The 25549-nt window shown below is 64.2% G+C and carries 18 protein-coding genes; 11 read left to right on the forward strand and 7 right to left on the reverse strand.

Annotation, left to right across the window (positions count from 1 at the left end; all coding sequences use genetic code 11):
- Positions 1-191: 191 nt before the first annotated feature.
- The 3 genes from ACZ2GY_RS04615 (at position 192) to ACZ2GY_RS04625 (ending at position 3337) form a co-directional block, all read left to right on the forward strand.
- A complete protein-coding gene (locus tag ACZ2GY_RS04615; RefSeq protein ID WP_327019694.1) occupies positions 192-386 on the forward strand; it encodes a hypothetical protein in 195 nt (64 codons plus the stop codon).
- Complete coding sequence (ahcY, locus tag ACZ2GY_RS04620; protein ID WP_471673129.1) at positions 383-1861, forward strand: adenosylhomocysteinase; 1479 nt, start codon at positions 383-385, stop codon at positions 1859-1861. The genes ACZ2GY_RS04615 and ahcY overlap by 4 nt, the downstream gene beginning before the upstream one ends.
- Before the next feature lie 192 nt (positions 1862-2053).
- Positions 2054-3337, forward strand: a complete 1284-nt coding sequence (locus tag ACZ2GY_RS04625) for a L,D-transpeptidase (RefSeq protein ID WP_471673130.1) — start codon at positions 2054-2056, stop codon at positions 3335-3337.
- 45 nt (positions 3338-3382) lie between these two features.
- Here ACZ2GY_RS04625 and ACZ2GY_RS04630 read toward each other — a convergent pair whose 3' ends face one another.
- A complete protein-coding gene (locus ACZ2GY_RS04630; protein ID WP_056548834.1) occupies positions 3383-4186 on the reverse strand; it encodes an RDD family protein in 804 nt (267 codons plus the stop codon).
- A 73-nt stretch (positions 4187-4259) separates the two neighbouring features.
- On the opposite strand from ACZ2GY_RS04630, the gene ACZ2GY_RS04635 reads away from it, so the two are divergent.
- Positions 4260-5252, forward strand: a complete 993-nt coding sequence (locus ACZ2GY_RS04635; RefSeq protein WP_471673131.1) for a stage II sporulation protein M — start codon at positions 4260-4262, stop codon at positions 5250-5252.
- A gap of 143 nt (positions 5253-5395) precedes the next feature.
- On the opposite strand, the gene ACZ2GY_RS04640 is transcribed toward ACZ2GY_RS04635, so the two are convergent.
- Positions 5396-6817 (reverse strand): HNH endonuclease signature motif containing protein, encoded by a 1422-nt coding sequence (locus tag ACZ2GY_RS04640; protein WP_471673132.1) that lies wholly within the window; start codon positions 6815-6817, stop codon positions 5396-5398.
- Between the two features lie 462 nt (positions 6818-7279).
- Between ACZ2GY_RS04640 and ACZ2GY_RS04645 the strand changes: the two genes are divergently transcribed.
- A complete protein-coding gene (locus ACZ2GY_RS04645; protein ID WP_471673133.1) occupies positions 7280-8698 on the forward strand; it encodes a DUF1461 domain-containing protein in 1419 nt (472 codons plus the stop codon).
- A 126-nt stretch (positions 8699-8824) separates the two neighbouring features.
- On the opposite strand, the gene ACZ2GY_RS04650 is transcribed toward ACZ2GY_RS04645, so the two are convergent.
- Complete coding sequence (locus ACZ2GY_RS04650; protein ID WP_471673134.1) at positions 8825-10648, reverse strand: AMP-dependent synthetase/ligase; 1824 nt, start codon at positions 10646-10648, stop codon at positions 8825-8827.
- 75 nt (positions 10649-10723) lie between these two features.
- Positions 10724-12349 (reverse strand): dolichyl-phosphate-mannose--protein mannosyltransferase, encoded by a 1626-nt coding sequence (locus ACZ2GY_RS04655; RefSeq protein ID WP_471673135.1) that lies wholly within the window; start codon positions 12347-12349, stop codon positions 10724-10726.
- 197 nt (positions 12350-12546) lie between these two features.
- On the opposite strand from ACZ2GY_RS04655, the gene rsmI reads away from it, so the two are divergent.
- Together rsmI and ACZ2GY_RS04665 are read left to right on the forward strand one after the other, a co-directional pair.
- The gene (gene rsmI / locus ACZ2GY_RS04660; RefSeq protein ID WP_471673551.1) at positions 12547-13341 is read left to right on the forward strand and encodes a 16S rRNA (cytidine(1402)-2'-O)-methyltransferase; all 795 of its coding nucleotides are present in this window, start codon (positions 12547-12549) and stop codon (positions 13339-13341) included.
- Between the two features lie 158 nt (positions 13342-13499).
- Complete coding sequence (locus tag ACZ2GY_RS04665; protein ID WP_471673136.1) at positions 13500-14981, forward strand: NAD-dependent succinate-semialdehyde dehydrogenase; 1482 nt, start codon at positions 13500-13502, stop codon at positions 14979-14981.
- Positions 14982-15125: 144 nt separating this feature from the next.
- Here ACZ2GY_RS04665 and ACZ2GY_RS04670 read toward each other — a convergent pair whose 3' ends face one another.
- Genes ACZ2GY_RS04670 through ACZ2GY_RS04680 form a run of 3 tightly spaced genes read right to left on the reverse strand, consistent with a single transcriptional unit; the run spans position 15126 to position 20066 of the window.
- Complete coding sequence (locus tag ACZ2GY_RS04670; RefSeq protein ID WP_471673137.1) at positions 15126-17513, reverse strand: transglutaminase TgpA family protein; 2388 nt, start codon at positions 17511-17513, stop codon at positions 15126-15128.
- Positions 17510-19003, reverse strand: a complete 1494-nt coding sequence (locus ACZ2GY_RS04675; protein WP_471673138.1) for a DUF58 domain-containing protein — start codon at positions 19001-19003, stop codon at positions 17510-17512. Before ACZ2GY_RS04675 ends, ACZ2GY_RS04670 begins: the two co-directional genes overlap by 4 nt.
- A 4-nt stretch (positions 19004-19007) precedes the next feature.
- On the reverse strand, positions 19008-20066 hold the full coding sequence (locus tag ACZ2GY_RS04680; protein WP_277359063.1) for an AAA family ATPase: 1059 nt from the start codon (positions 20064-20066) through the stop codon (positions 19008-19010).
- Positions 20067-20266: 200 nt separating this feature from the next.
- Between ACZ2GY_RS04680 and ACZ2GY_RS04685 the strand changes: the two genes are divergently transcribed.
- From ACZ2GY_RS04685 to rsmA, 4 genes are all read left to right on the forward strand, one after another.
- A complete protein-coding gene (locus ACZ2GY_RS04685; RefSeq protein ID WP_471673139.1) occupies positions 20267-21211 on the forward strand; it encodes a TatD family hydrolase in 945 nt (314 codons plus the stop codon).
- Between the two features lie 155 nt (positions 21212-21366).
- Complete coding sequence (locus ACZ2GY_RS04690) at positions 21367-22974, forward strand: peptide chain release factor 3 (RefSeq protein ID WP_471673140.1); 1608 nt, start codon at positions 21367-21369, stop codon at positions 22972-22974.
- A 317-nt stretch (positions 22975-23291) separates the two neighbouring features.
- Positions 23292-24536, forward strand: a complete 1245-nt coding sequence (locus ACZ2GY_RS04695; protein WP_471673141.1) for a transglycosylase family protein — start codon at positions 23292-23294, stop codon at positions 24534-24536.
- Between the two features lie 109 nt (positions 24537-24645).
- Complete coding sequence (gene rsmA, locus ACZ2GY_RS04700) at positions 24646-25524, forward strand: 16S rRNA (adenine(1518)-N(6)/adenine(1519)-N(6))-dimethyltransferase RsmA (protein WP_082566090.1); 879 nt, start codon at positions 24646-24648, stop codon at positions 25522-25524.
- Positions 25525-25549 lie beyond the last annotated feature (25 nt).

Here is a 25549-nt window from a genome sequence, read left to right on the forward strand (position 1 = left end):
GGGCACGGGGCACTGTCAGTTGTGAGCACTATCCACACGGATTCCCGGTGCTGATGCACTGCGCGATACCCTTGTAGTACCGCACCACGTGTCACAGCTGTTGCTGCCCCGCACGCCATCCGGAATCTTCGAAAGGCTGCATCCCGTTGCCCAATATCTCTTCTGATCTGTTGGCTATCCTTCGGTGCCCCGTGACCGGATCCGCACTGGTGCAGGAGGGGGAGGCGCTGCGCTCGTCAGCTCCGGATGCAGCAGGCAACTATGTGGAATACCCCATCGACGAATCCATCCCCGTGCTGCTTCGTCCCGAACTCAGGGCAGCGGAGAACGTTTCCGCACCTACTCCGACGCCCGCTTCTCCAGCAGAGGAATCCCCATCACTATGACGTTTGACTTCAAGGTAGCCGACCTCTCCCTAGCAGAAGCCGGTCGTCACCAGATCCGGCTTGCAGAGCACGAGATGCCCGGGCTGATGGCACTGCGGCGTGAGTTCGGCGAGAGCCAGCCGCTCAAGGGGGCCCGCATTGCCGGTTCCCTGCACATGACAGTCCAGACGGCGGTCTTGATCGAGACGCTGACGGCTCTCGGTGCGGAAGTCCGGTGGGCGTCCTGCAACATCTTCTCAACGCAGGATGAAGCGGCAGCGGCCATCGTCGTCGGGCGTGGAACGGTTGAAGAGCCGGCCGGTGTGCCGGTCTTCGCCTGGAAGAACGAGTCTCTGGAGGAGTACTGGTGGGCAACCACGCAGATCCTGCAGTGGCCTGACGCCGAGCCCAACATGATTCTCGACGACGGCGGCGACGCCACGATGCTCGTGCACAAGGGTGTGGAGTTTGAGGCAGCCGGAGCGGTACCCGCTGCGCCGGCCGAAGATGACGTCGATTACTCGCACGAGTACGTCGTCTTCCTCGATGTTCTGCGTTCCTCCCTGGCCGAGGATCCCCAGCGCTGGACGCGCATTGGCGCATCCATCCAGGGTGTCACCGAGGAAACTACCACCGGTGTTCACCGCCTGTACCAGCTGGCCGAGCAGGGCAAGCTCCTGTTTCCGGCGATCAACGTCAATGATTCCGTGACAAAGTCGAAGTTCGACAACAAGTACGGTATTCGCCACTCGCTGCCGGACGGCCTGAACCGTGCCACCGATGTCCTCATTGGTGGGAAGGTCGCCGTCGTCTGTGGTTATGGCGATGTCGGCAAGGGTGCGGCTGAGGCACTTCGCGGCCAGGGTGCGCGTGTGATCGTGACCGAAATCGATCCGATCTGTGCACTGCAGGCAGTGATGGACGGCTACCAGGTGGCCAAGCTTGAATCGGTGCTTTCGGTGGGTGACATCTTCATCACCACCACAGGCAACAAGGACGTCATCATGGCGCACCACATGCAGGCCATGAGGCATCAGGCAATCGTGGGAAACATCGGTCACTTCGACAATGAGATCGACATTGCGGGCCTGGCTCGCGTGCCGGGCGTCGCCAAGGTGGAAATCAAGCCTCAGGTTCACGAGTGGGTATTCGATCAGGGGACTGACAAGCAGCGCAGCATCATCATGCTGTCGGAGGGGCGCCTGCTCAACCTGGGCAACGCTACCGGTCACCCGTCGTTTGTCATGAGCAACTCGTTTGCGAATCAGACCATCGCGCAGATCGAGCTTTTCAGCAAGCACGGTCAGGTGCGGGAAGACGGATCGCCGGAGTACGACAAGCAGGTGTACGTGCTGCCCAAAATTCTTGATGAGAAGGTTGCCAGGCTGCACCTTGACGCCTTGGGTGTTGAGCTGACTGAGCTGTCCAAGGGTCAGGCCGAGTACCTCGATGTTGATGTGGCCGGGCCGTACAAATCGGATCACTACCGCTACTGAGCGCAGTCTTACTGACGTTGCGGCGTCTTGCTGACGCTACGGCGAGCAACAGGTTACGGACGTTGCCGGCAACCAGGCACAGTGGCGTACGGCCGGGAATCGTAACCGGACCGAAGTGTGTCCAGCCGGAGCTGCCGGGTACTCGCGCGTAAAATGGCAACTGGACAGCAACTAGCAGGCAGGGTATAGAGCATGTCGAATCTCTCCGACGGGAACCAGTCGCGGCGGCGCGGCTGGAAAATCGGTGCGCTGATTGTCGGTGGGCTGCTGGTTGTCGGTGGCGGTGCTGTGGGTGCCATTACTGCGCCGAGTTGGGCTAACTTCGGCAATGAGCAGGCGGCAGCGCCGTCGTCCGCTCCGTCTTCCGCCGCTTCCTCTTCCGGGGAACCGGAAGCTGAGCAAACGGCGGTTGCTGAGGAATTCACGTTCGGTGTGACGCCGACGGACGGTGCGGTAGCGGTGAACCCGGTCACGCTTCCGGAGATCCGGGTGGAGGAGGCGACCATTCAGGATGTGTCGCTTGAACCTGTGGACGGCGGCGAGCCGGTTGCAGGAACGGTGTCGGAGGATGGCTCCTCCTGGAAGGCCGACGGGCCGCTCTCGTTTGCCACGGAGTATGCGTTCGAGTTCGTTCTTGTCGATACGGCCGGCGGAGAGCACCGGCAGGAGCAGACGTTCACCACCGTTCAGCCGGAGAATGAGGCCAATGCATGGATGTATCCGGCTCCAGGGTCCACTGTTGGGACCGGCCAGACGATCGAGATCACGTTCAGCGAGCCGGTGATCAACAAGGATGCGGTCGAAAAGGCCATCACGATCACCAGCACGTCCGGCCAGGAGGGGGCGTTCTATTGGCTGAACGATTCAGAGGTGCGCTACCGGGCTCAGGAGTACTGGGATCCGAACAGCACCATCACCGTTGATGTGCAGTTGTTCGGTGTTGATTTCGGCAACGGGATGATCGGCAACTTCAACGACACGTGGTCTTTCTCCACCCACAATGACCGCCTGGCTGTGGTGGACAATGCCACCAAGCAGATGCAGGTCTTCATCGACGGCAAGCTGGAGAAAACCTTCCCCGTGACGCTCGGCACTGAGGAATGGCCATCCTTCTTCGGGTTCTACACCGTGATGGAACAGTACGAGCGGACCAAGTTCACTGCGGAGTCCATTGGTTTGAAGCCGGGGGATCCTGCCTACTACGAGCCGACCGAAGTGAACTACGCAAGCCGCATCTCAAACGGTGGCGCGTTTGTTCATGAGGCGCTTCCGGCCGCTCTACCGATTCTGGGTGAGCTGAACGTTTCGCACGGTTGTGTGGGCATGAGTCCAGAAGGTGCCAAGTACTTCTATGACATGTTCGGCCCGGGCGACATGCTTGAGATCCGCAATACGGACACCGGTCCCGTGCAGGTCTGGGACGGCTTTGGCGACTGGAACCTGACCTGGGCAGAGTGGACCTCGCAGCAGGCGTGATTGTCTGCTTGATCTGCCGTGTTCCTTGCCCTTGAGCTTTCCGGCTCAGGAACTGAACGGCAGCTTGTGAAGCTGTTCGGCGGTGCGTGAGGTTCGTTCGCGCTGTTTCATGAGCCGGGCGTAGTCGCGGTCGCGCCGTTCGGATACGACTGCGTTCAGGAAGTCTTCCGGTGGTGTTCCTGCAGGTGGTGTCGGGAACACGAAAGCTGATGCTTCTGTGGCCAGTTCAATTGCGAGGGCAGCGCGTGCAGGCGGGGTGAGCCGGTTTGCCTGACCGATGAACTGCGAAATCCGGCGGGTTAGCGCGTCAGGTAACTGGGCGACGTCGGCAGTTGCAATCCACTCCTGTAACTGCGGCGGCAACACGGCGCGTGTGCGGGACTTGACCACGACGCGCTCGTGCATTGAATAGGTGCCCGCAAGCAGATCGCCCAGCCGTTTGGAGCGTTCGTTGAACACTGCAACGAGGAAAGCGAGCGAGCCGACCAGAAGGTAGATTTCCAGTACGGCAAGCATTCCGCGGATGAAGGCATGCCGGAAGCGGATGGAACCGCCGTCGTCGCGCACGATGCGCAGTCCCATCACCAGGCGGCCGAGTGACTTTCCTCTGGTCACCGTTTCGATTGTCACCGGAATGATCACCAGGACAAGAACCACGAGCACCAGAACGAGTGCCTGGGTCAGTGCAGGGTCGAACGAACCGCCAACGGTGTTTCCGACGGCGACGATGACCCCGATGATCACCAGAATTTGTGCGAGCACGTCGATCATCAGGCTTACGGCACGGGCGCCGAAGGATGCCGGGCGCAGTTCAAGAACGACTGCTTCGCCTGTGATGACCGAGCTCATTGGATGTCCTCCCCTTGGATGAAATCAGCTTAGCTGCCGTTGGCGTGTGGGCTTCGGCGGCTAAGCTGATCGGGTGGATCTGGACGCATTCGAGGAAGTTAACCGCGGTGACTGGAACCGGCTGGATTCGCTCACGCGGCAGCGCCGGTTGCGTGGCCGTGAAGCCGATGAGTTGCTCAGCCTGTATCAGCGCACCTCCACCCACCTGTCGATGATCCGTTCCGTTGCGCCTGAGAGTGCGCTGTCCAACGAACTGTCGATGCGCTTGTCACGGGCCCGGACCAAGTTTACCGGTGCACGCTCGAACGTACTCGAAGATATTGCGAGGTTCTTTGTGATCTCGCTGCCGGCTGCTTTCTACCGGATCCGCTGGCTCACTGTGGTGGTGGGTGTGGTTTTTGTGGGTGTTGCCTGGCTGTTCGGTGCCTGGGTTGTGAATACGCCCGGAGTCATTGCGGCTCTTGGCAGTGACGAGGAGATTCGGCGGTATGTCGAAGAGGACTTCGTCAACTACTACTCGGAGAACCCTGCTGCGTCCTTTGCGGGCCTGGTGTGGACCAACAATGCATGGATTGCGGTTCAGGCGGTCGCTTTTGGGATTACCGGTATCTGGGGGCCATTCATCCTCTATCAGAATGCCCAGGGCGTTGGGATGGCCGGGGGAATGATGGCCTCCTACGACAAACTCGATGTGTTCTTCATCTACATCCTGCCGCACGGTTTCATGGAGCTGACGGCAATCTTCATTGCGACGGCGGCAGGGTTGCGGATCTTTTGGGCGTGGGTTTCGCCTGGAGCACGAACGCGGTCGCAAGCGCTTGCCGAGGAGGGGCGGTCACTCATTACGGTTGCGCTGGGGTTGGTGCTGGTGCTGTTCGTGTCCGGGCTCGTAGAAGGGTTTGTGACGCCGAGTCCGCTTCCGGTGTGGCTGCGGATCGGAATCGGTTTTCTGGTGTTCGCGCTCTATTGGGTCTACACGCTGGTTCTTGGCAGGCGTGCAGTTAGGGCTGGGTACACCGGCGATCTTGCGGATGAGGACCGTGGGGCTTCGGTGCTGACTGCCTGAACGTGAGCGAGGCTGGGTGCGGTGCCGCGCCGACCGTGCCGTGCGTGCCGCGCCGACCGCGCCGTGCGTGCCGCCCCGACCGCGCCGTGCGTGCCGCCCCGACCGCGCCGCGCCGTGCCGGTTCCCCGCACCCCCGGCGGGTGCTAAAAGGGTGGCGGTCTGGTGGTGTAGGTTTTGCCCGCTGGTGAGATGGCGATGATGGTCCCCGGTTCGGGCTGCGTGTAGTCCCAATGCTCGTGTGTCTTGAACATGTGGTGTTTGGCGCACAGGCAGGAAAGGTTGTCGTGGTCCGTGAGCCCGCCCTTTTGCCAAGGGACGGTGTGATCGATCTCCGTGGCCTTTGCTATCCGGTTGCAGCCGGGATGTCTGCAGGTCTTGTCCCGGGCTCGGACCCAGTCCTGGAGGTGTTTCGGTGGCCGATAGGAGGCCCGGCCGATGGACAGCGCCGCCCCGGTTTCGGAGTGCGTCAGGATCCGGGTGAATGAGGGTGCGTGTCCTGCGAGACGTGCTGCCGTCTCTGCATCGATCGGGCCGTAGCCTTCCAGGACGGCGTAGCCGGGCTGGCTTCGCCTTGTACCGGAACCGGTGTTGCTATCACCGTCTGGCAGACCGTAACCGGTCGAGGTGCCATGTTCGTCTGCGTTCCCGCCGTCCAGCGGGTTCCAGCCACCATCCGCTACGCCGTCTTTCTCAGCATTCCCGGCTCCTGCGTCAGCCATGAAGCCTAGCGATCCGCCATCTGCTCCTCGTCCACCACCGCCCCCTGGCGTTTGGTCCAGAAGGGTGAGGGCTGGCACGGTGATGTGGACGGTTGCCCCGATGCCACGGAACCCGGTGCCCGTGCTGATGTCTCCGGAACAGGTGTGGGTGAGCAGATCAGTAAAGACGTCGGCACGGAGTTGGGTGAGCGTGCGCCACTCGTCCGGTGCCTGGAGTCCGCGGGCTCCGGCGTCGAGCCGGTTGTAAATTCCACACGCCTGTTCCGCCGGCAGGTAGGCGCTCAGCCATGCCATCCCGTCGGTACCCGGCTCGACGATCACCCGCCGTTCGGCAGCGGAACGGGCTTTGCGGATCGGTGCAGCTTCGGGGTGCAGGATCTCCCGCAGTCCACGGGCTCGCCGAGTCAGCTTCGCGACCGTGGACTGCTCAGCCACCTCGACAAGGTCCTGCTCAAACCGGACCGCCGAATCAGCGGACACACCGACGCATTCCTCCACGATCGTGGTCGCATGCCGCCATGACATCCTGCCCGCTTCCATGCTGGTCAGCGTGCGCTCATGGTGGTTGACCAGCAAGCGGCTCTGCGCCACGAGATTCTTGGCAGACCCGGACGGCATTCGCAGCAGTGCGCCGACTTCTTCGGCTGCGAGCGACAACACAAACTCGTCCTGATCGGCTTGCGCCTGAGCGCTGGCCTGGTCCTCGTTTGCCGGCTGCACTTCGCGTTCGTACAGCTCACGGATGCGGTCCACTAGCCGGGCCTTTTGCGCATCGGCCCAGCACTGCAGCTGGTTCAACCGTTCCAGCGTGTCCACTGCGTCGGTCAGCGATTCCAACGCCCTCATAGGGGACAGCTCAACAACACCCCATGGACCCGATGGTGCGGGTTCGTCTGTTCCTTCCCATATCTGGCCTTCGAACGCCCCGCTGAACGGAACGTCGGTCCAATCCTGAGGTTCAGTCCAGGAAGGCTCCTTCTGGGAGGAGCCTGTGCGGCTGGAATCGGGGTCCGATAGTCCTGACCAGGAGGCGCCGTCGCCAGCGGAGCCTACACGGGAGGCACCGGCAGTGCTGGCAGCATTACTACCAGCACCTGGCGTGAACTCCTCGGAAAACCTCATGAGCCCACTCCATCACCCCCCACTGACAAAACCGGATCGTCCGAGCAGCCCTCAATTATGCCCACAGCGAACGCCCATGGAATGCGGACAGGAATGCCGAGGGAGGCCCTGCGGCGTGGCCGACATCAGCGCTGTCAGTCCACGCGGGTACTGTCTTAAGTAGGAATTCCATGCAAGGAGATAGTCGTGGCTGACAGAGCTGAGAACGAGAATCAGAGCGGAACTGCAGGGAGCGAGCGCCGCGCAGCACTGCGCTCGGACCAGCCCGGCGGTGGTTCAACCCGCGTTCGCGAGAGCGGCTTCCCCATGCGGAAGGCCAGTACCCTCCCCGACGTTTCGGCTTACACGCGGGCTTCCCAGAGCGGGACCGAAAACAAGAACGGGACCGAGGCCGAGGCCGAGGCCAAGGTCGAAGCCGAGACCGAAGACAAGAACGAGACCGACACTTCCGTTACTCCGGCCCCGGTTGGAACCCACGTTTCAACAACGTCGCCTGGAAGCGGTGATTCTCATGGAGTTGCTGAACCCGAAATCACATCGACCGGACAAGAAAATCCCATCACCATCGGGTCCGGCTACGGGGGAGGGGTCTACTCGCCACCGGACCACCCCACAGCCGATCCGTCATCGCCCGCGACACAACAAATCGCCGCAATCCCGGTGGGAAGAACCTCAGGCGGGTCCACCGGTGCAGCAACTGCCGAGGACGCAACCCGCGACGACGCAACCAGAGACGCAACCCGCGACGACACAACCAGAGACGCAACCCGCGACGACACAACCAGAGACGCAACCAACGACGACGCCGCCCCTGACACTTCATCGCTCGCCATTCGCCCTCCCGAAGAGGAGGTCAACCGGCGGGCAAATCAGCGTGATGAGGCCGCTGCCGCCAAACCGTTGCTGCCACGCATCCTGCAGGTGGCAGTTGCAGTGTTCTTCCCGATCATCCTTCTTGCCGCAGCGGTTCGTGCTGTCACCACCCCGCTGTTCCTCTGGGTCGAATACCACCGCCCGGGTTTCCCTGCCGACAGCTACGGATTCAGCACGGAAGATCGGATGACCTATGGCTCGTACGCCATGGACTACATCCTCAACTGGGCTCCCGCCCGCTACCTCGGCGACCTCGTCAACACCGACGGCGACCAACTATTCCTCGACAGCGAAGTCGGCCACATGGCTGACGTGAAGGGCGTCCTGTCGACCGGCTTTGTCGTCGCGACCGTCCTCGCCATCCTCACGATCATTGCGTGCATCTATCTGGCACGCCGTTACCCCGGCGGCATCCGTCGCGGCCTGTTCGCAGGGGCCGTCGCAACGCTCGTTCTCGCAATAGCCCTCGCCGTTGCCGGGATTCTGGCCTGGGAAACCTTCTTCACACAGGTTCACGCACTCCTGTTCGCCGACGGCACCTGGACCTTCCGCCTCGACGACACCCTCATCCGACTTTTCCCAGCCCAGTTCTGGATCGACGCCGCGGCAACCGTTGGCGCCATCGTACTGATCGGTGCTGTACTGACCCTCGTCCTCACCTGGCCCACCAAAGCCCGCCGGGAAAAGTCCGCCGACGCCTACGCAGCACGGCGGGCCAACAACGGCATCTAAAGCACGACGACGACGGCAAGACCCGACGACGGCAGCAGGACGACGGCAGCAGGACGACGGCAGGACGCGGCGGGGCCCGCACAACGCGAGTGCGCCGGCAAGACTCAATCAGCCGGTAAGGCTGAATCAGGAGTAGAGCTTCTCCACAGCCTCTCGGTAGTCGGTCAACACTGCCGCTTTCTTCAGTTTCAGGGTGGGCGTGAGGTAGCCGGAATCGACGGTGAATTCGGTATCGAGAATGTCGAACTTCCGGATCTGTTCGGCACGTGACACCAGTTCGTTTGCAGCATCGACAGCCGTCTGCAGTTCCGCTCGCAAGGCAGCAGACGACAAAACCCCACCCGACGACCCTGCCGACGACGCCCCGCTAGCATCGGCCCCGTTCGCCTTCACCCAGTTATCCAAAGCATCGCCATCGAGCGTCACCAGAGCAGCCACAAACGGCCGGTTGTCGCCCACAACCAGTGCGTGCGCCACCAGCGGGTGTTCCCGGAGTTTCTCCTCCAGCGGCGCCGGCGCAACGTTCTTCCCGCCGGCCGTCACCAGAAGGTCCTTCTTTCGGCCGGTGATCCGCAGGAAACCGTCCTCGTCCAGTGATCCAAGGTCACCGGTACGGAAGAACCCGTCCTCAGTGAATGACTCTTCATTGGCGACATCATTGTTGTGATACCCCTTGAACACCCCGACGCCGTTGACTTGTATCTCGCCCTCGTCATCGACACGGATGGTGGTCCCGGGCATCGGAATGCCCACAGAACCGACCCGCGTCAACGACACCGTGTTCGCTGTACAGGGAGCCGTGCTCTCGGTCAGACCGTAGCCCTCCAACACGTTGATCCCGGCACCACGGAAGAAGTGCGTGAGATGCTCGCTGAGCGGCGAAGCGCCCGACACCGTATGCACCACCTCACCACCGAAAACTCCCCGCAGCTTTGGGTACAGCACCCGGTCAAACAGGGCATGACGGGCCCGCAACAGCAGCGACGGACCGCTTCCACCCCGCGCCGCAGCATCCAGAGCCTTCGAGTATGCAACCGCAGTGGCATCCGCTGCCCGGAAAATCCTGCCCTTCCCGGCCGCCTCAGCCTTCTGCGAAGCGGTGCTGTAGATCTTCTCGAAGATGCGCGGCACCACCAGCAGGAACGTGGGCTTGTACGCAGCGAGATCGTCAAGCAGTTCGGCGGCATTGGACGTGTGGCCAAGCTTCACGCCGGCACCAAGACAGACCAGCTGAACCGCACGCGCCAGCACATGGGCCAACGGCAGGAACATCAGGGTCCGTGCATTCTCCTGCTTGAGCAGCTCCGGCAGGAACTCGATGGTGTTCACAGCAAACAGTGCAAAGTTGCCGTGCGTGATCTCGCACCCCTTGGGATGCCCGGTAGTACCCGACGTGTACACCAGCGACGCCACATCCTCGAGCACCCGGCTGCTCCGCGCAGACTCGAGCACATCGTCGCTGACGGACTCGCCGTCAGACGCCAACGATGCAAAGGAGGCAGCGCCGTCGTCGTAATTCATCAGCACGAGCTGCGCTTCCGGCGCAGCCTGGCGCACCACCGCCGCTTTCTCCTCGTTCTCAACGAGCACGACGACGGCAGCAGAGTCCTTCAGAATGAAGCTCACCTGGTGCGCCGAGGATGTCTCGTAAATGGGCACCGTGACGGCTCCGGTGAACCAGATGGCAAGGTCAGCGAGGGTCCACTCGTAGCGGGTCTTCGACATGACCGCCACCGAATCACCCGGCTGAACGCCTCGTGCAAGAAGTCCCTTTGCAAGCGCACGCACCTGTTCCAGGAAGGAATCGGCACTGACGTCCTTCCAGATGCCATCCGTCTTCACCGCATACAGCGGGGCCTTCGGAGCGCGTTTGTGCTGGGTGAGGAGGAGGTCGGTGACGTTGGACTGGGCCGGCAGATCGGCCATGAGTTCGGTGGAGGATTCCCGCATAGCGTGCAACTCGCTTTCCCTCGGTGGTGACTGGCGAACGGAGAACTGACGCTTGGACTGACAATCTATGCCGCGTCAGATCCAGCTCGGCATCCACATCCGCAGACGCCACTGGTTGTAGGGGATGGTTTCAGCCGTCCAGATGGGCAGGAAGAACGCGGATACCAGCACTGCGAGCACAACGAATCCCCCCACGAGCAGAATACCGTTCCGGCGCCGCCACGGCGGATCGCTGGCACGGCCCAGAATCAGCCCCAGCACACAGACCAGTGCCAGGACGAGGAACGGCTCAAACACGATCGCATAGAAGAAAAACATGGTGCGGTCCGGAAACAGGAACCACGGTAGATACCCGGCAGCGAAACCGGCGAGGATGGCACCTGCCCGCCAATCCCGCCGGCCAACCCAAAGTAAGAGCACCACCAGCAGCGACAGCGCAGCGCCCCACCAGATCAGCGGGTTGCCCACCACACTGACGGCCTGCGAACAGTCGGACGCACCACACGTCAGCCCGTCCGACTGGTAGTGAAAGGACGTCGGCCGCCCCATCACCAGCCACGACCACGCCGTTGCCTCATACGGATGCTCAGAACTGAGCCCCTCATGGAACGTGTACGCGCTGCGGTGGTACTCGGCCAGCGAGCGCAGGGGAGCGGGGACCCAGTCCCACAGCGGGTCGGGATTGTCCGCCGCCCACTGCCGGTCATACGCATCAGAGGAGAGGAACCAGCCGGTCCACGTTGCCAGATAGGTCAGCAGCGCCACCGGCACAATTGAGACAAACGCCTGCAGACCATCACGGACGACGGCGCCACGCACCCAACGCCGAACCCCCACCGTGCGCCTGGCGGCCATATCCCACAGCACGGTCATCAGGCCGAACACCGCAATGTACGGCAGCGCCGACCACTTGGTACCCAGCGCCAACCCCAACGCGACTCCAGCGGCAATCCGCCACGGACGCAATCCCAGCCACGGCCCGTACAGCAACTGCTTCCGCGTGGGTTGGCCACGCTCACGCGCCAGAGAGGCCATCAGCACCGCCAACCGGCGCCGCGCCCAGTTCCGGTCAAGCACCAGCAGCGCAAACGCAACCAGTACCCAGAACATGAGGAAAACATCCAGCAGCGATGTCCGTGAATGGACCAGATGATGCCCGTCGACCGCCAACAGCAACCCGGCAATACCGCCCAACACCACCGACCCGAATAGCCGCTGCGCCACCAGAGCCAGGACGAGGATGGACAGCGTACCGACCACCGCCGCCGTAAACCGCCAGCCAAATGGATTGGACGGCCCGAACAGCAACATCCCGAACGCGATCATCCACTTGCCGACCGGCGGATGCACCACATAATCCGCCGTCTCCAGGATAACCCCGGGATTGCCGGCGTTGAAGGACTCATCCGCCTCCTCCGGCCACTCGCGCTCATACCCGGACTGCAGGTAGGAGTAGGCGTCTTTGACGTAGTAGGTTTCGTCGAAGACCAGAGTGCCGGGCTCACCCAGCCGGACAAACCGCAGCACACCACCGATCAGCGCCACCACCACTGGAATCAGCCAGCCCCACACGCCGAACGGAAGCTGCTCACCCAGCAGACGGCGCCGCAGCACCGGCTCGGAAAACGCCGTACGCGCCGAAACGACCCACTGCCGCCCAGACCCCTCGGGAAGGGCTGCGGCAGTGGTGGTTTGGCTCACCCAATCATCGTACCGAGCAGCCCTGACAGTTCCGGGACAGCTAGGCTGAACCAGTGACAGAACCTACGGACAAGACGGAACATTCCGACGACGACGCCCCGCTCCTTCCGGAAAACCTCACCTCCCCAGATGCGGGCTCCCGGACGCTCATCCCTGGAAACGGCAGCATTGTCCTGGCTGCCACACCGATCGGAAACATGGGCGACGCTACGTTCCGGCTGGTGTCGCTCCTTGAATCCGCCGATGTCATCGCCGCCGAAGACACCCGGCGCCTGCAGCGGCTCATCCGTTCCCTCGAGGTAAGCCCACGCGGCAGGACCCTGAGCTACCACGAGCACAACGAAGCCTCACGCACCCCCGAACTGCTGGACCTCGTTGACTCCGGTGCAACCCTCCTGCTCGTGACTGACGCCGGTATGCCCTCCGTCTCCGACCCCGGTTTCCGCCTCGTCGAAGCCGCCGCCGAACGGAACATCACGGTCACCGTTGCCCCCGGACCCTCCGCCGTCCTCACGGCACTCGCGCTCTCCGGCCTCCCCACCGACCGCTTCTGCTTCGAGGGGTTCCTGCCCCGCAAGACCGGCGAACGCGCCGCCCGCCTGGCCGACCTGCGCACCGAACGCCGCACCATGGTGTTCTTTGAAGCGCCCCACCGGCTCGAAGCGATGATCCGCGCACTGCACTCCGAATTCGGGCCGGACCGGCAGGCCTGCGTTACACGCGAACTCACCAAACGCTATGAAGAAGTGATCCGCGGACCGCTGCAACACCTGCTCGAGTGGGTGGAAGGCAACGAGATCCGGGGGGAGATCGCCGTCGTCGTCGGCGGTGCACCGGAAGATGCGCCGACCGAACCGGAAGACCACGTCCATGCCGTCAACGAGCTGATGAGCCAGGGGCTTCGGCTCAAGGATGCCGTTGCCGCCGTTGCCGAAGACCGGCGGGTCAGCAAGCGGGAGCTGTATGCCGCGGTGGTGGCCGCGAGGACGTAACCTTCAACGGGAGGCGAGCTGCTGTGCAGTACAACAGCAGATCCGGGACTACGTGGTGCAGGTTTGTATGGACAGGGCCCAAAACGCAGGGCTAGCGTGAAGGCCAAGATGCAAGAACGGCTCCTGCACACACCATCGTCGATCGTAAAGGCTTCCGGATGACTATCACCGCCCAGCGCGAACAAGAACTTCTGTCCTCGGTCCCCACCGGCCTGCTGATCGGCGGCCAGTGGCGTGACGCCTCGAACGGCAAGACGTTCGACGTCGAGGACCCGGCCACCGGCAAGACGCTCCTCACCATTGCGGACGCGAGTCCCGAAGACGGCAAGGCGGCACTGGATGCCGCCGTCGAGGCACAGGACAGCTGGGCCAGAACGGCGCCGCGCGAGCGAGGCGAGATCCTGCGCCGCGCCTTCGAACTCGTCACCGAACGCGCCGACGACTTCGCACTCCTCATGACCCTGGAAATGGGCAAACCCCTCGCCGAAGCCCGCGGTGAAGTAACCTACGGCGCCGAGTTCCTCCGCTGGTTCTCCGAGGAAGCCGTCCGCATGTCCGGCCGCTACTCCACAGCACCGGACGGCAAGTCCCGCATCCTCGTCAACAAGAAGCCCGTAGGCCCATGCCTGTTGATCACCCCGTGGAATTTCCCGCTGGCCATGGCAACGCGCAAGATCGCACCCGCAGTCGCCGCCGGCTGCACCATGGTGCTGAAGCCCGCCAACCTGACCCCGCTGACGTCGTCGTTGTTTGCCAAGGTCCTCGAAGAGGCCGGCCTGCCCGCCGGTGTGCTTAACATCGTCCACACCTCTGACGCCGGCGGCGTTACCGGACCCCTCATCAAGGACAGCCGCCTGCGCAAGCTCTCCTTCACCGGTTCGACGCCGGTTGGCCGTCGATTGCTGGCCGACGCCTCCGAGAACGTCCTGCGCACCTCGATGGAGCTCGGCGGAAACGCACCGTTCCTGGTCTTTGAGGATGCTGACCTGGACAAGGCAGTCGAGGGTGCCATGGCCGCCAAGCTGCGCAACATGGGCGAGGCCTGCACGGCAGCCAACCGGTTCATTGTGCACGAGTCCGTCGCCGCCGACTTCGCCGACAGGCTCGCCGCCCGCATGAAGGACGTCACCCCGGGCCGCGGAACCGAGGCCAGTTCGAAGCTTGGCCCGCTGATCGACGGCAAGAGCCGCGACAACGTGCATTCCCTGGTGCAGGAAGCGGTCGACGACGGCGCGCAGGTCCTCTCCGGCGGCTCACCCATGGATGGTCCCGGCTACTTCTACCCGGCGACGGTGCTCACGGATGTACAGTCCGGCTCCCGGATCCTGCAGGAGGAGATCTTCGGTCCCGTTGCGCCGATCGTCACCTTCTCCACCGAAGACGACGCCGTTCGGCTGGCCAACAATACCGAGTACGGACTCGTGGCGTACGTTTTCACCCGCGACCTGAACCGTGGGCTTCGGATGGGCGAGCGGTTGGACACCGGCATGCTCGGCCTCAACGCGGGCGTCATCTCCAACGCAGCGGCTCCGTTCGGCGGCGTGAAGCAGTCGGGCTTGGGACGTGAAGGCGGCTACGAGGGCATCGAAGAATACCTCTACACGCAGTACGTGGGCATCGCGGACCCGACCGCGAGCTGAACCCCGCGGGCTAAGCCGCTACGGTTTCCGGTTCACGCCCGGGCCGGATTCCCCACCTTCTGGCCTGTGAAGCCGCAGAACGACGGCGTGTCACCCCCGACACGCCGTCGGTGCGTTCAGAAGGTGGGCAGGACGGCCCGCGACTCAGCGCGAAGCGGCAGCGGCAGCAGCAGCAATAACCACTTCGCTCCGCTGCGCCCCGAACGGCTGCGACAGCGAGCGGGGCCAGAACCGGGCCCGCAGCCGTGCCGCAGGAGTCGCAGATTGATGAAGCGCGTCGGTGACGGCCTGGACGTCATCCCAACTGTTCGCCGTCCGTGGCTGCGCACCTGAGGCGGCGAATTCCGCATACTCTTCTTCCTCATAGGCGCGCCGCAGCCGGGCCAGCGCCGCAGCCGGAGCTTCATCGAATCCGGCCCGCAACCGTTGCTCGAACGTCCGCGGTGTGTCGGTGGGCATGGTAGGGAATCCGTAGTCGGCGGCCAGCTCCACGGTTTCCGCCCACGCCACTGTTGCTGACCCCACTCCTTCAGTATTGGCAGTGACAGAACGACGACGGCGCCGGGTCCGCATCCGCCGCAAGGCCATCGGCGTCAACGCCAGCAGTACGAGCACTCCACCGAGGATCACCCCGAGCGCGGAACTGCGCTCGGCACTCTCCCGCACCGCCTGCGGCGACTCCTCCTCCACAGCCGGTGGGGAGGGCGTCGCGGTGGACGGCGTCCCCGGCAGTGCATTCGGATTCAGATTGCCTTCGTTCGGTACGGGACCGGTAGGCACCACGGTTGAGAACGCGTACTCGGGCACCGAACCGCGTGACGGAGTGGGCTCAAACCGCACCCAGCCGACACCTTCGAAGTACAGCTCCGGCCAGGCATGCGCATCCTTGGAGTTGACCGAAAACTCGACGAACCGTTCGTCGTTGGGTCCACGCGAAACGTCACCGGTCGGCGTTCCGGGCGAGTAGCCCACGGCCACCCGGCTCGGGATCCCTGCCTGCCGGGCCATCACTGCCATGGTTCCGGCATAGTGCACGCAGTACCCGGATTTCGATTCGAGGAAACGCGCCATTACGTCCAGGCTGTTGCCGTCATACCCGCCGTCCACGGGCGCATCCACCGAGTACACAAAGGACGGTCCGCGCAGGAACTGCTGGATGGCGATCGCCTGGTCATACGGGTTGCTGATTCCATCCACTACCGCTGCCGTGGTCTCGCCGATGATGCCGGGCACTGAATCGGGAAGCGCGAGGAACTGCTCGGGTACAGACTGGGGATCAGCCGGCGGGATGGCCTGGAGCCGCTCGCGAGTCAGCACCGGCTCGGCACTGCGGATCAGGTATTCCTGCTGCGCCGTTGAGCCGCCGTCAATTGCAAGGATGCTGAGGTTCGCCGGATCATAGGCCCACCGCCCATTGAGGCCCTCGACGGACACCGGGGCATACGGCGCCAACAGCCACGGGCTGGTGAAGCTGTCCGTACTGACCCGCGTGAGCGTGGTCGCCGCAAAAGGCTGGTTCTCGGAGAACAGTTCGTCCACACCGGCCACCCGCTGGCCCAGACGCTGATCAGGCTCCCACCGCTGACCGCTGAAATCCTCCAGCGTGACCGACCTCAGATACAGCGGGTCATCCGACGTAGTGGAGTACTCGATCCGCCCGAACCCATTGGGATTGCGCAGGTCATTGCCGAGCGTGACAATCGGATTCAGCCCCGTCGCCGCACCCCACAGGTTCACCCGCGCGCCCTGTGGAAACGCCCCCGAGTTGAAGCCGGGAATGGCCAGCGGAAGCACGACGGCGATGCCCAGTGCCAGCGCCCCGATTGTCACTCCCCGGGTCAGGTGGGCGCCGGACAACTCGCCCGACGACGCCGATTCCCACCGCGATTCACGCCAGTGCGCACAGCCCAGGAGCAGCAGGAACCCTGCCACCGCAGCAATGAACGCCGGCACGCCAACGCTGTTGATACGTACGACGGCGGGAACCACCAGCACTGCCAGCAGCGCCAGTCCGGCGGTGGCCGGCATACGCAACGATGTGGCGAGGGTGTCCACGAGGACGGCAATGAGCCCCATGCCGGCACAGACCACCAGGAAGAGCCCGGCTGTTGGCAACACCGGCGCGACCTGGGACACCACGGTGTTCTCGGCGTGCCCCAGCAGGATGGTCAACCGGCCAACGAACCCGTCACCCGGAAAAAAGCCAAAGGTGCTCTGTGACGGGAAGAACTGCCAGATCAACGAACCCGCCAGGGCAAGGATGCCCACCAGGGGAGCGACATAGGAGGGAAGACGCGAAACACGGGTCAGCGCCATGAAGAACAGCACCGTTCCCACCGTCACCAGGACGGGCGTGAACCAGGTCCAGCCGAAGATCACCCCGGACAGGCTCATGGACGTCAGCATCACAGCCCCGAACGACGCCGCCGTGACCAGCAGGTGCCAATGGCTCCGGCGGGTAGCGGCCGGCCGGTTGGGAAGAACACGTTGTGCCTGTCCGTCGGCTGGAGGCCGGAAGAGAGTGGCGGTCATGAGGAAGCTCCTGAGCGGAGAGTAGTTTTCGCTGTGGAGGAGGTCACGGTGGCGGGCGGTGTGTCCAGATGCGCCCAGGCGGTAGCGACGGACGCGTTCGGCGTCACAGCCACCACGTGCCAGCCGGCACTGCGGAGGATGTCCATGACCGAGTGGAGGTCCCGTGGGCGCTCGCTGACCAGGATGGCGAGGGACTGCGAGCCGTACTCGGCTGCCTGGCCCAGATCACGTGCCTCATCCTCGGTAATTGCACCGAGCAGGGCAATCAGCGGCCCCCGGTTCTTCAGCCCCGCAAGCTTGTCCAGCATCGGATCGCCAAACGGCACAGCGACGGACCGCGCAGCAACTGACCGCGCAGCAACCGACCGCGCAGAAACAGACCGGGCCGAAACAGATCTCGCAGAAACCGACCGGTCAGCAACCGACCGCCGCTTCTGCGACGACGTGGACCGCTTCGCAGGATCCGGCAACAGCTCCAGCGCGGCCAACCCCTGCGCGATTCCATGCAGCCCGGCCGGCCCGGAGAACTCCTCATCTCCGGGCCACGGCGCTGACACCGATCGCTGCAGAGCCGGCGCACCCGTCTCGTCGACAAACCGCAGCGCGTAGCTGCGCTCGAGCAGGTGCGCTGAAATGGAGACAGCAGCAACCACCGCCCACTCGAACGTGGGTGAGGACAGCATGCTGGAATCGGTGTCCGGATCCCCACCGAACGCGGACAGGAAACCCGACCCGTAACTGGCCTGCCGCTGATCGAGGATCAGGGTGGCCTCGGGCGTAGTGACCGATTCCTCCTGCCGCACCATGAGCTCGTTGTGCCGGGCCGTCGCCGCCCAGTGCACCCGGCGCATGGGATCGCCGTGGCGGTATTCGCGGGTCATGACGTCGTCGTCGCTGGGGTTGGCGTTCCGGCGGGTCACGGCATTGCCGTCCGTCCCACGGACACCGGTCAGCGGAGAATGGGGCAGATCGAGCGGGCTCGGCGTGACCACCAGCCGGTCGGTTCCACCGAGGGTGTGGCGGGAGATGCCCAGACCAAAGGGGTCGGTGAAGCCGGCGGTGACAGGGCCGACGTCGTACACTCCACGCGCTGCCGAGCGCAGCCGGTACTCATACAGGCTCACACCGCTGGGAGTGGGGTGGCGGGCGGGGAAGTGGAATTCGGGGGCGTCGCCGAAGCGCTGCGGCAGTTGTTCGCGCATGACCACCGAACCGCCCAACGGTCCGTCGGAGGCAACTGACAGCGTCACCGTGGTGGTGAATCCCGTTTCCATGCTCTGCGGTGCAAAGGTCCGGTGCACGGTGAACCGCGGCTTGACGAGGTGAAGCACCAGCACGGACGCCAGCGGCAGGAGAACCAGGAGGATGCCTAAGTACAGCAGGTCCCGCCGGCCGAGGAACTGGGCAAAGAGGAGCGACAGCACACCGGCCGCAGCCAGGCCCCAACCGCGGGCCGTCAGGACCCGGGGCAGCCGCTCGACCAGGGACATGGTCCTAGCCGTTTCGGGAGGAGGCGCTCGCAGCGTCACGTGCCACCGGCACGCGGGCGAGGATGCCGGCAATGATTGACGACGGCGTCTCACCGGAGCTGAGTGCCTTACGGTCCAGGATGAGCCGGTGTGCCAGAACGGCTTCGGCGACGGCAGCGACGTCGTCGGGCAGAACGAAGTCCCGGCCCTCCAGTGCTGCACCGGCCTTCGCCGCCCGCAGCAGCTGCAGCAGGCCGCGCGGACTGGCGCCGAGGCGGAGCTGGGCGTGCTGGCGGGTGGCATGGCCAATCCCGACCGTGTATTCCTTCACCGCGGGGGAGACGTACACCTGCCGGACCTGGCGGATCATCGCCGCAACATCCTCAACACCGGCAACCGGCTGGATGGAACGCAACGGCGAGACGGACTGGTGGGTCTCCAGCATGTCCATCTCAGAGCTCATGTCCGGGTAGCCCATGGAGATGCGGGCCATGAAGCGATCGCGCTGGGCTTCGGGCAGGGGATAGGTGCCCTCCATTTCGATCGGGTTCTGCGTGGCGATGACCATGAACGGCTCGGCCAGCCGGTGGGTGGAGCCATCCACCGTGACCTGGTGTTCCTCCATGCATTCGAGTAGGGAGGACTGCGTCTTGGCGGACGCCCGGTTGATCTCATCCCCGATCACGATGTTCGCGAACACCGGCCCACGCCGGAACTCGAACCGGTGGGAATCCTGGTTGTAGATGGATACGCCGGTCACGTCGGAGGGCAGCAGGTCCGGAGTGAACTGGATGCGGTTGACGCTGCAGTCGATGGTCCGTGCCAGAGTCTTGGCCAGCATGGTCTTGCCGACGCCCGGCACGTCCTCCAACAGCAGATGTCCCTCGGCGAGCAGCACCGTCAAAGCCAACCGGGCGGCGTCGGGCTTGCCGTCAATCACGGTGTTGATGGACTGCAGGATGCGCGTGCTGGTGTCATGGAACGTCTCGCCCGTCATCGGCGGGCGGGCGGCCTCCGCACTTGTTCCTGTGGAAGCGCTGGGCGCCGTGCCGTTCGGAGTGGCGTACTGGTTGTGGGCGTCCATCGATACCTTCCGTCAGACGCTGCCGGGAACGTAGGCACCACCTCGGTGTGGAGATACGTCAGTGAAACACGCGCGGGGCAACGGTTGCTAACTAGCTCAAGACTACTAGGACAACTGGGGTTCGTGGCGGAAAGTTCCTTTGATCAGGAGGGAGCACCGGAGCTCCGCTGGGTTTTGCAAGGAAAGTCTAGGGTTGGACCATGTGCACCAGTTCGATCCCCGTTCAGTACCGCCCTGTTGAGACGCCCGTTGAGACCTCAGCGGAAGATTCTTCCAGCAGGTCACGTGCTCCCGAGGCCGGCGGCCGCAGCCGGAAACTCGACTATCCGCCGGCACCGGAGCCGCTTCCGTTCCCGGTGATGGACAACCACACGCACCTTGATTTCCGTGACGGGCAGGTTGCCGTCAGCGCGACGGACGCCATGGACGCGGCGGAGGCCGTCGGCGTCGGTTTCGCGGTGCAGGTGGGCACGGATGTGGAGTCCTCCCGCTTCACCGTCGACGCCGTTAACCGTGATTCCCGCCTGCTGGGCGCCGTGGCGATCCACCCCAATGAAGCACCCGTCCTTGCAGAGGCGGGCACGCTTGAGGATGCGCTCGCCGAGATCGAACACCTCGCGGAGCACCCCCGCATCCGGGCGATCGGCGAGACCGGACTGGACTACTTCCGCACCGGTGAGGACGGCCGCGAACGGCAGGAGTACTCCTTCCGGCGGCACCTGGACATTGCCCGCCGGCTTGACCTCGCCCTGCAGATCCATGACCGGGACGCGCACGACGACGTCGTGAAGGTCCTGCGCTCGGAGGAACCTCCCGCGCGGGTCGTCTTCCACTGCTTCTCCGGTGACGCCGACCTGGCGCGGATCTGCAATGACAACGGCTGGTTCATGTCCTTTTCCGGCACGGTTACCTTCAAGAACTCCCGCGGTTTGAGGGACGCGCTGGACGTGGCGGATCCCTCGCTGATCCTGACCGAAACCGATGCACCGTTCCTCACCCCGCATCCGTTCCGTGGCCAGCCGAACGCGAGCTACGCCGTTGCCTACACGGTGCGGTTCATGGCCGACCATCTGGGTACCGACCTCGAGGAGCTGTGCCGGACCATCAACGCCAACAGCCGCCGTGCGTACGGTGAGTGGGAGTGAGATCCCAAACCGATCGATGATGTCGATGCCCGCTGAACGCGAGATGATGGTTGAGAACCTTCTTCGCACGGGCACGTCTATTGCACGGCCGAAGAAGCACTAAGTCGAGTTATTTCGGGGTCTGTTGGAGTCCTCAGAGGTAGAAAGAGGAACCCATGACAAGCACATCCACCATCTCGGAGGCGATACGCCCTGCCACCATCGCTGAGCAGGCGCGCAGGCGGCGCACCTTCGCTGTCATCTCCCACCCGGATGCGGGTAAATCCACGCTCACCGAGGCGCTGGCTCTGTACGCGAGCGCCATCCAGGACGCTGGGGTCACCCACGGCAAGTCCAGCCGTCATGGCACGGTCTCGGACTGGATGGGCATGGAGCGCGAGCGCGGCATCTCCATCAGCTCGGCGGCACTTCAGCTCGAGTATCGCGATACCGTGCTGAACCTGGTGGACACTCCCGGTCACGCGGATTTCTCCGAGGATACGTACCGCGTCCTCGCCGCGGTCGATTGCGCCGTGATGCTGATCGACGCCGCCAAGGGCTTCGAGCCGCAGACCGTGAAGCTGCTCGAGGTCTGCAAGCAGCGTGGGCTTCCCATTGTGACTGTGGTTAACAAGTGGGACCGGCCCGGCCTGGACGCGCTGGGGCTGATTGACCAGATCGGCGAGCGCACCGACATGGTTCCGGTCCCGTTGACCTGGCCCGCAGGCATTGCTGGCGAATTTGAGGGACTGCTCGACGTGCGCACCGCCAGCTCGATCGCGCTGGAAGCAGTCGAGGGAGGCGCACAGCCGGCACGGGAAACGACCATCGATCCCGCCGACCTCGATCCACACTCCGCACAGGTGTGGGACGTCGCGAGCGAAGAGTTGGGCCTGGTGGCGTCCTCCAATGGAGACTTCGACACTGAAGCGTTTGCCGCAGCTCAGCAGACTCCGGTCCTGTTCGCTGCGGCCGCTCGGAACTTCGGCGTACGCCAGCTGGTGGACCTGCTGGTGGACGTGGGGTCAGCGCCAACGCCCCGGGTTACGGCGGATGGTGCCCATCGCCCCCTGGAAGCGGGGTTTTCCGGCTTCGTGTTCAAGGTCCAGGCCGGCGCAAACACCGCCCACCGTGACCACATCGCCTATCTCAGAATCTGCTCCGGCGTATTCGAGCGGGGGATGGTCATCACCAATTCCCGGACCGGCAGGCCCTTCGCCACGAAGTATGCGCACCGCGTTCTGGGGCGGGAGCGGGAAGCCGTGGAGCAGGCCTGGCCAGGAGACGTCGTCGGGCTGGTGAACGCGACGAGCCTCCGGGTAGGGGACAGCCTCTACCAGGATGAGCCGGTGACCTTCCCGGAGATCCCGCACTTTTCGCCCGAACTGTTTGTCACCGTGCGCGCCAAGGACCCCGGACGGTACAAACAGTTCCGGCGCGGCATTGAGCAGCTCGATCATGAGGGCGTCATCCAGGTGCTGCGCTCCGAGCTGCGGGGTGACCAGGCACCGGTGCTGGCCGCCGTCGGGCAGCTCCAGTTCGAGGTGGCGGAACAGCGCATGCGGACCGAGTTCAACGCGCCGGTTGCCCTGGAGCAGCTGTCCTATACCCTTGCCCGCCGCATCCCGGCTGCACCGAGTTCCCTTCCCGATTCCTTCCGGGGTGGGGAGATACTGCGGCGGTCGGACGGCGAATGCATCGCGATCTTCGGCGACCGGTGGAAACTGGGCCACTTCGCCGATGCCTTTCCTGATGTCACTCTTGAGCTCATCGGGGCTGCCTGAGCCCCCAACCTCTGGGCTCTGGGCCCCGGCTTGCCCTATTATCACGGTTGGATTACGGTGAACTCTTATTAGCCGGGGTCGGGGAAGGCTTTCGGACTGATGCCGTCCGCTGCGGACGGGTTCCTTGTGTATTACCGCTGGTGTTGAGCCGTGCCTGAATGAGGCAGGTCAGGTGGCTCAGCTCAACGTCAGCGGTGCGCTTGAGGGGCCCTCCGCCGTCGTTCATTTGCCTGTGCACTTTGCGCTGCCCCTTCAAACGGGCCGGCTCCAGAGCGCTCTTTCCCCGTGCCCGGATACTGCGGGGAATGTGGGACGTTGTGGCAAAAAGAGTGGCGAAGCGCGTAGCCAGGCGGGATGCAAAGGGCTGGGCTGTCCTGACCGGACAAGGCGTGGTCATGCTGTCTCTGGTGGTTGGACTGGTGGCCTTCGTGGGCAACGGCAAGAGCGTGCAGGTGGTGGTTGACGGACAGGCACAGACCGTCCAGACCTTCGGCGGCACCGTGGCCGAGGTCCTGCGGACCGCAGAGGTGACAGTCACCGCGAACGACGACGTGTACCCGGCTCTTGCAACCCCCGTTGACGACGGCGCTGCCATCCAGGTCAACAAGGCCACCGCCGTGGACGTCCGGCTCAATGGAGCCGAAACAATTGTCCACACCACGGGAGAGACCGTGGGCGAGCTCGTCAATGATCTCGGCGTGGCCAGCGACTCGGACATCTCCGCACCGGCCGAAACCAGGCTGGTCACCCTCAGCTCCACCCTCAGCATTTCGACGCCGAAGAACGTCACCCTCGCTGTTGACGGCAAGAGCACCCGCATCGAAACCACCATGAACACCGTGGCTGACCTTCTCGCAGAAGCGAAGGTCACGCTCGGCAAGGAAGACCGCGTCTCGGTTCCGGTGAACAGCTCGCTGGTCACCGGCATGGGGCTCAAGGTCACCCGAGTTGAGACCGGCAAGAAGATCACCGAGACCGAGACGATCGACTTCACCTCCACCGAAAAGGAAACCGAGGAGCTGCTCGTCGGCGAACGCGAAGTGGTCCAGGCCGGGGTTGCAGGCGAGCGCACCCGCGTCTTCACCGTGACCGTCATTGACGGCAAGGAGAGTAAGAGGGAGAACGTGAGCGATAAGGTCACCCGCGAGCCCGTCGAGGAAATTATCGCCGTCGGCACCCGGGAGGAAGAGCCGGAGCCGACGCCCGAGCCGGAAGAGGATAAGGCGCCTGAGGCCGAAGTTGAGGCTGCAGCCGAGGCCGCCGCTCCGGCGGAGATCGAAACGCCCGCACACGCTCCGGCAGCAGTGGTATCCGGCGGCGCCGCCTGGGATGCCCTCGCCGAGTGCGAGTCCGGTGGCAACTGGTCCATCAACACCGGCAACGGTTACTACGGCGGCCTGCAGTTCAGCCAGTCCAGCTGGCTTGGTGCCGGCGGCGGCCAGTACGCACCGCTGCCGCACCAGGCATCGCGCGCCGAGCAGATCGCTACTGCCGAGGTGCTCAAGCAGAACGGCGGCTGGGGCCACTGGCCTTCCTGCTCTTCGAAGCTCGGCCTGCGGTAAGCGACTCCTTCCGCGGCTTTCCCAGCGCCCCTGCCGATTCCGGCAGGGGCGCTGCTGCGTTCCGGCCTCGGCTGCCGGCCTCCGGCGCAGGTCCCGTTACGATGTCTAGGTGAATGACAAGGCGAGCTCATCCCCGGCACAGGCCCTGCTGGGCGCGAGCGAAATCCGCCGACTGGCCGAGGAACTGGGGATCCGTCCCACCAAGACGCTCGGCCAGAACTTTGTCATTGACGGCAACACCATCCGCAGGATCGTTTCGGTTGCCGCCGTTGATCCCGCGGAAACGGTGCTCGAGGTTGGCCCCGGGCTCGGGTCACTGACCCTTGGCCTGCTGGACGCCGCGCAGCGCGTGGTGGCCGTGGAAATCGATCCGGTCCTGGCTGCACGCCTGCCGCAGACCATTGCGCGGTGGCGCCCGGAACGGGCCGCGTTCTGCGACGTGGTGGAGGGCGACGCCATGCGCATCACCGAACTTCCCGCCGAACCCACCGCCCTGGTGGCCAACCTTCCCTACAACGTGGCCGTCCCCGTGGTGCTGCATCTGCTGGCACATTTCCCGTCGCTGCGCCATGGACTGGTGATGGTTCAGGACGAGGTTGCGGACCGACTCGCCGCCCCGCCCGGCTCCAAGGTCTACGGCGTGCCGTCGGTGAAGGCCCAGTGGTACGGCAAGATGCGCAAAGCCGGAGTGATCGGCATGAACGTCTTCTGGCCGGCGCCGAAGATCGCCTCCGGGCTGGTTGCGTTCGAACGGCATGAACAGCCCCGCACAACGGCCTCCCGCGAAGAGGTGTTCGCCGTCATCGACGCCGCTTTCGCACAGCGACGAAAAACCCTCCGTGCCGCCCTGGCCGGTTGGGCCGGAAGCGGCGTGCTTGCGGGTGAGGCGTTGGCCCGGGCCGGCGTGGACCCCTCCGCCCGCGGTGAAGTGCTCGACATTCATGCTTTTGCCCGCATCGCTGAGGCGAAGAAGCCTCCGCTCGTCTAGCGACGGTCCTGCGGGTCCCGGTCCA

Source organism: Arthrobacter sp. KKT183 (assembly GCF_055657625.1).

Excerpts from the sequence above, each read along its gene's own strand:
- ACZ2GY_RS04690 (WP_471673140.1), top strand. The coding sequence starts at position 21,367 with ATGACAAGCACATCCACCATCTCGGAGGCGATACGCCCTGCCACCATC.
- ACZ2GY_RS04625 (WP_471673130.1), top strand. The coding sequence starts at position 2,054 with ATGTCGAATCTCTCCGACGGGAACCAGTCGCGGCGGCGCGGCTGGAAA.
- ACZ2GY_RS04630 (WP_056548834.1), bottom strand. The coding sequence starts at position 4,186 with ATGAGCTCGGTCATCACAGGCGAAGCAGTCGTTCTTGAACTGCGCCCG.
- ACZ2GY_RS04640 (WP_471673132.1), bottom strand. The coding sequence starts at position 6,817 with ATGAGGGCGTTGGAATCGCTGACCGACGCAGTGGACACGCTGGAACGG.
- ACZ2GY_RS04665 (WP_471673136.1), top strand. The coding sequence starts at position 13,500 with ATGACTATCACCGCCCAGCGCGAACAAGAACTTCTGTCCTCGGTCCCC.
- ACZ2GY_RS04670 (WP_471673137.1), bottom strand. The coding sequence starts at position 17,513 with ATGACCGCCACTCTCTTCCGGCCTCCAGCCGACGGACAGGCACAACGT.
- ahcY (WP_471673129.1), top strand. The coding sequence starts at position 383 with ATGACGTTTGACTTCAAGGTAGCCGACCTCTCCCTAGCAGAAGCCGGT.
- ACZ2GY_RS04680 (WP_277359063.1), bottom strand. The coding sequence starts at position 20,066 with ATGGACGCCCACAACCAGTACGCCACTCCGAACGGCACGGCGCCCAGC.
- rsmI (WP_471673551.1), top strand. The coding sequence starts at position 12,547 with ATGGGCGACGCTACGTTCCGGCTGGTGTCGCTCCTTGAATCCGCCGAT.
- ACZ2GY_RS04685 (WP_471673139.1), top strand. The coding sequence starts at position 20,267 with ATGTGCACCAGTTCGATCCCCGTTCAGTACCGCCCTGTTGAGACGCCC.
- ACZ2GY_RS04650 (WP_471673134.1), bottom strand. The coding sequence starts at position 10,648 with ATGCGGGAATCCTCCACCGAACTCATGGCCGATCTGCCGGCCCAGTCC.
- ACZ2GY_RS04675 (WP_471673138.1), bottom strand. The coding sequence starts at position 19,003 with ATGTCCCTGGTCGAGCGGCTGCCCCGGGTCCTGACGGCCCGCGGTTGG.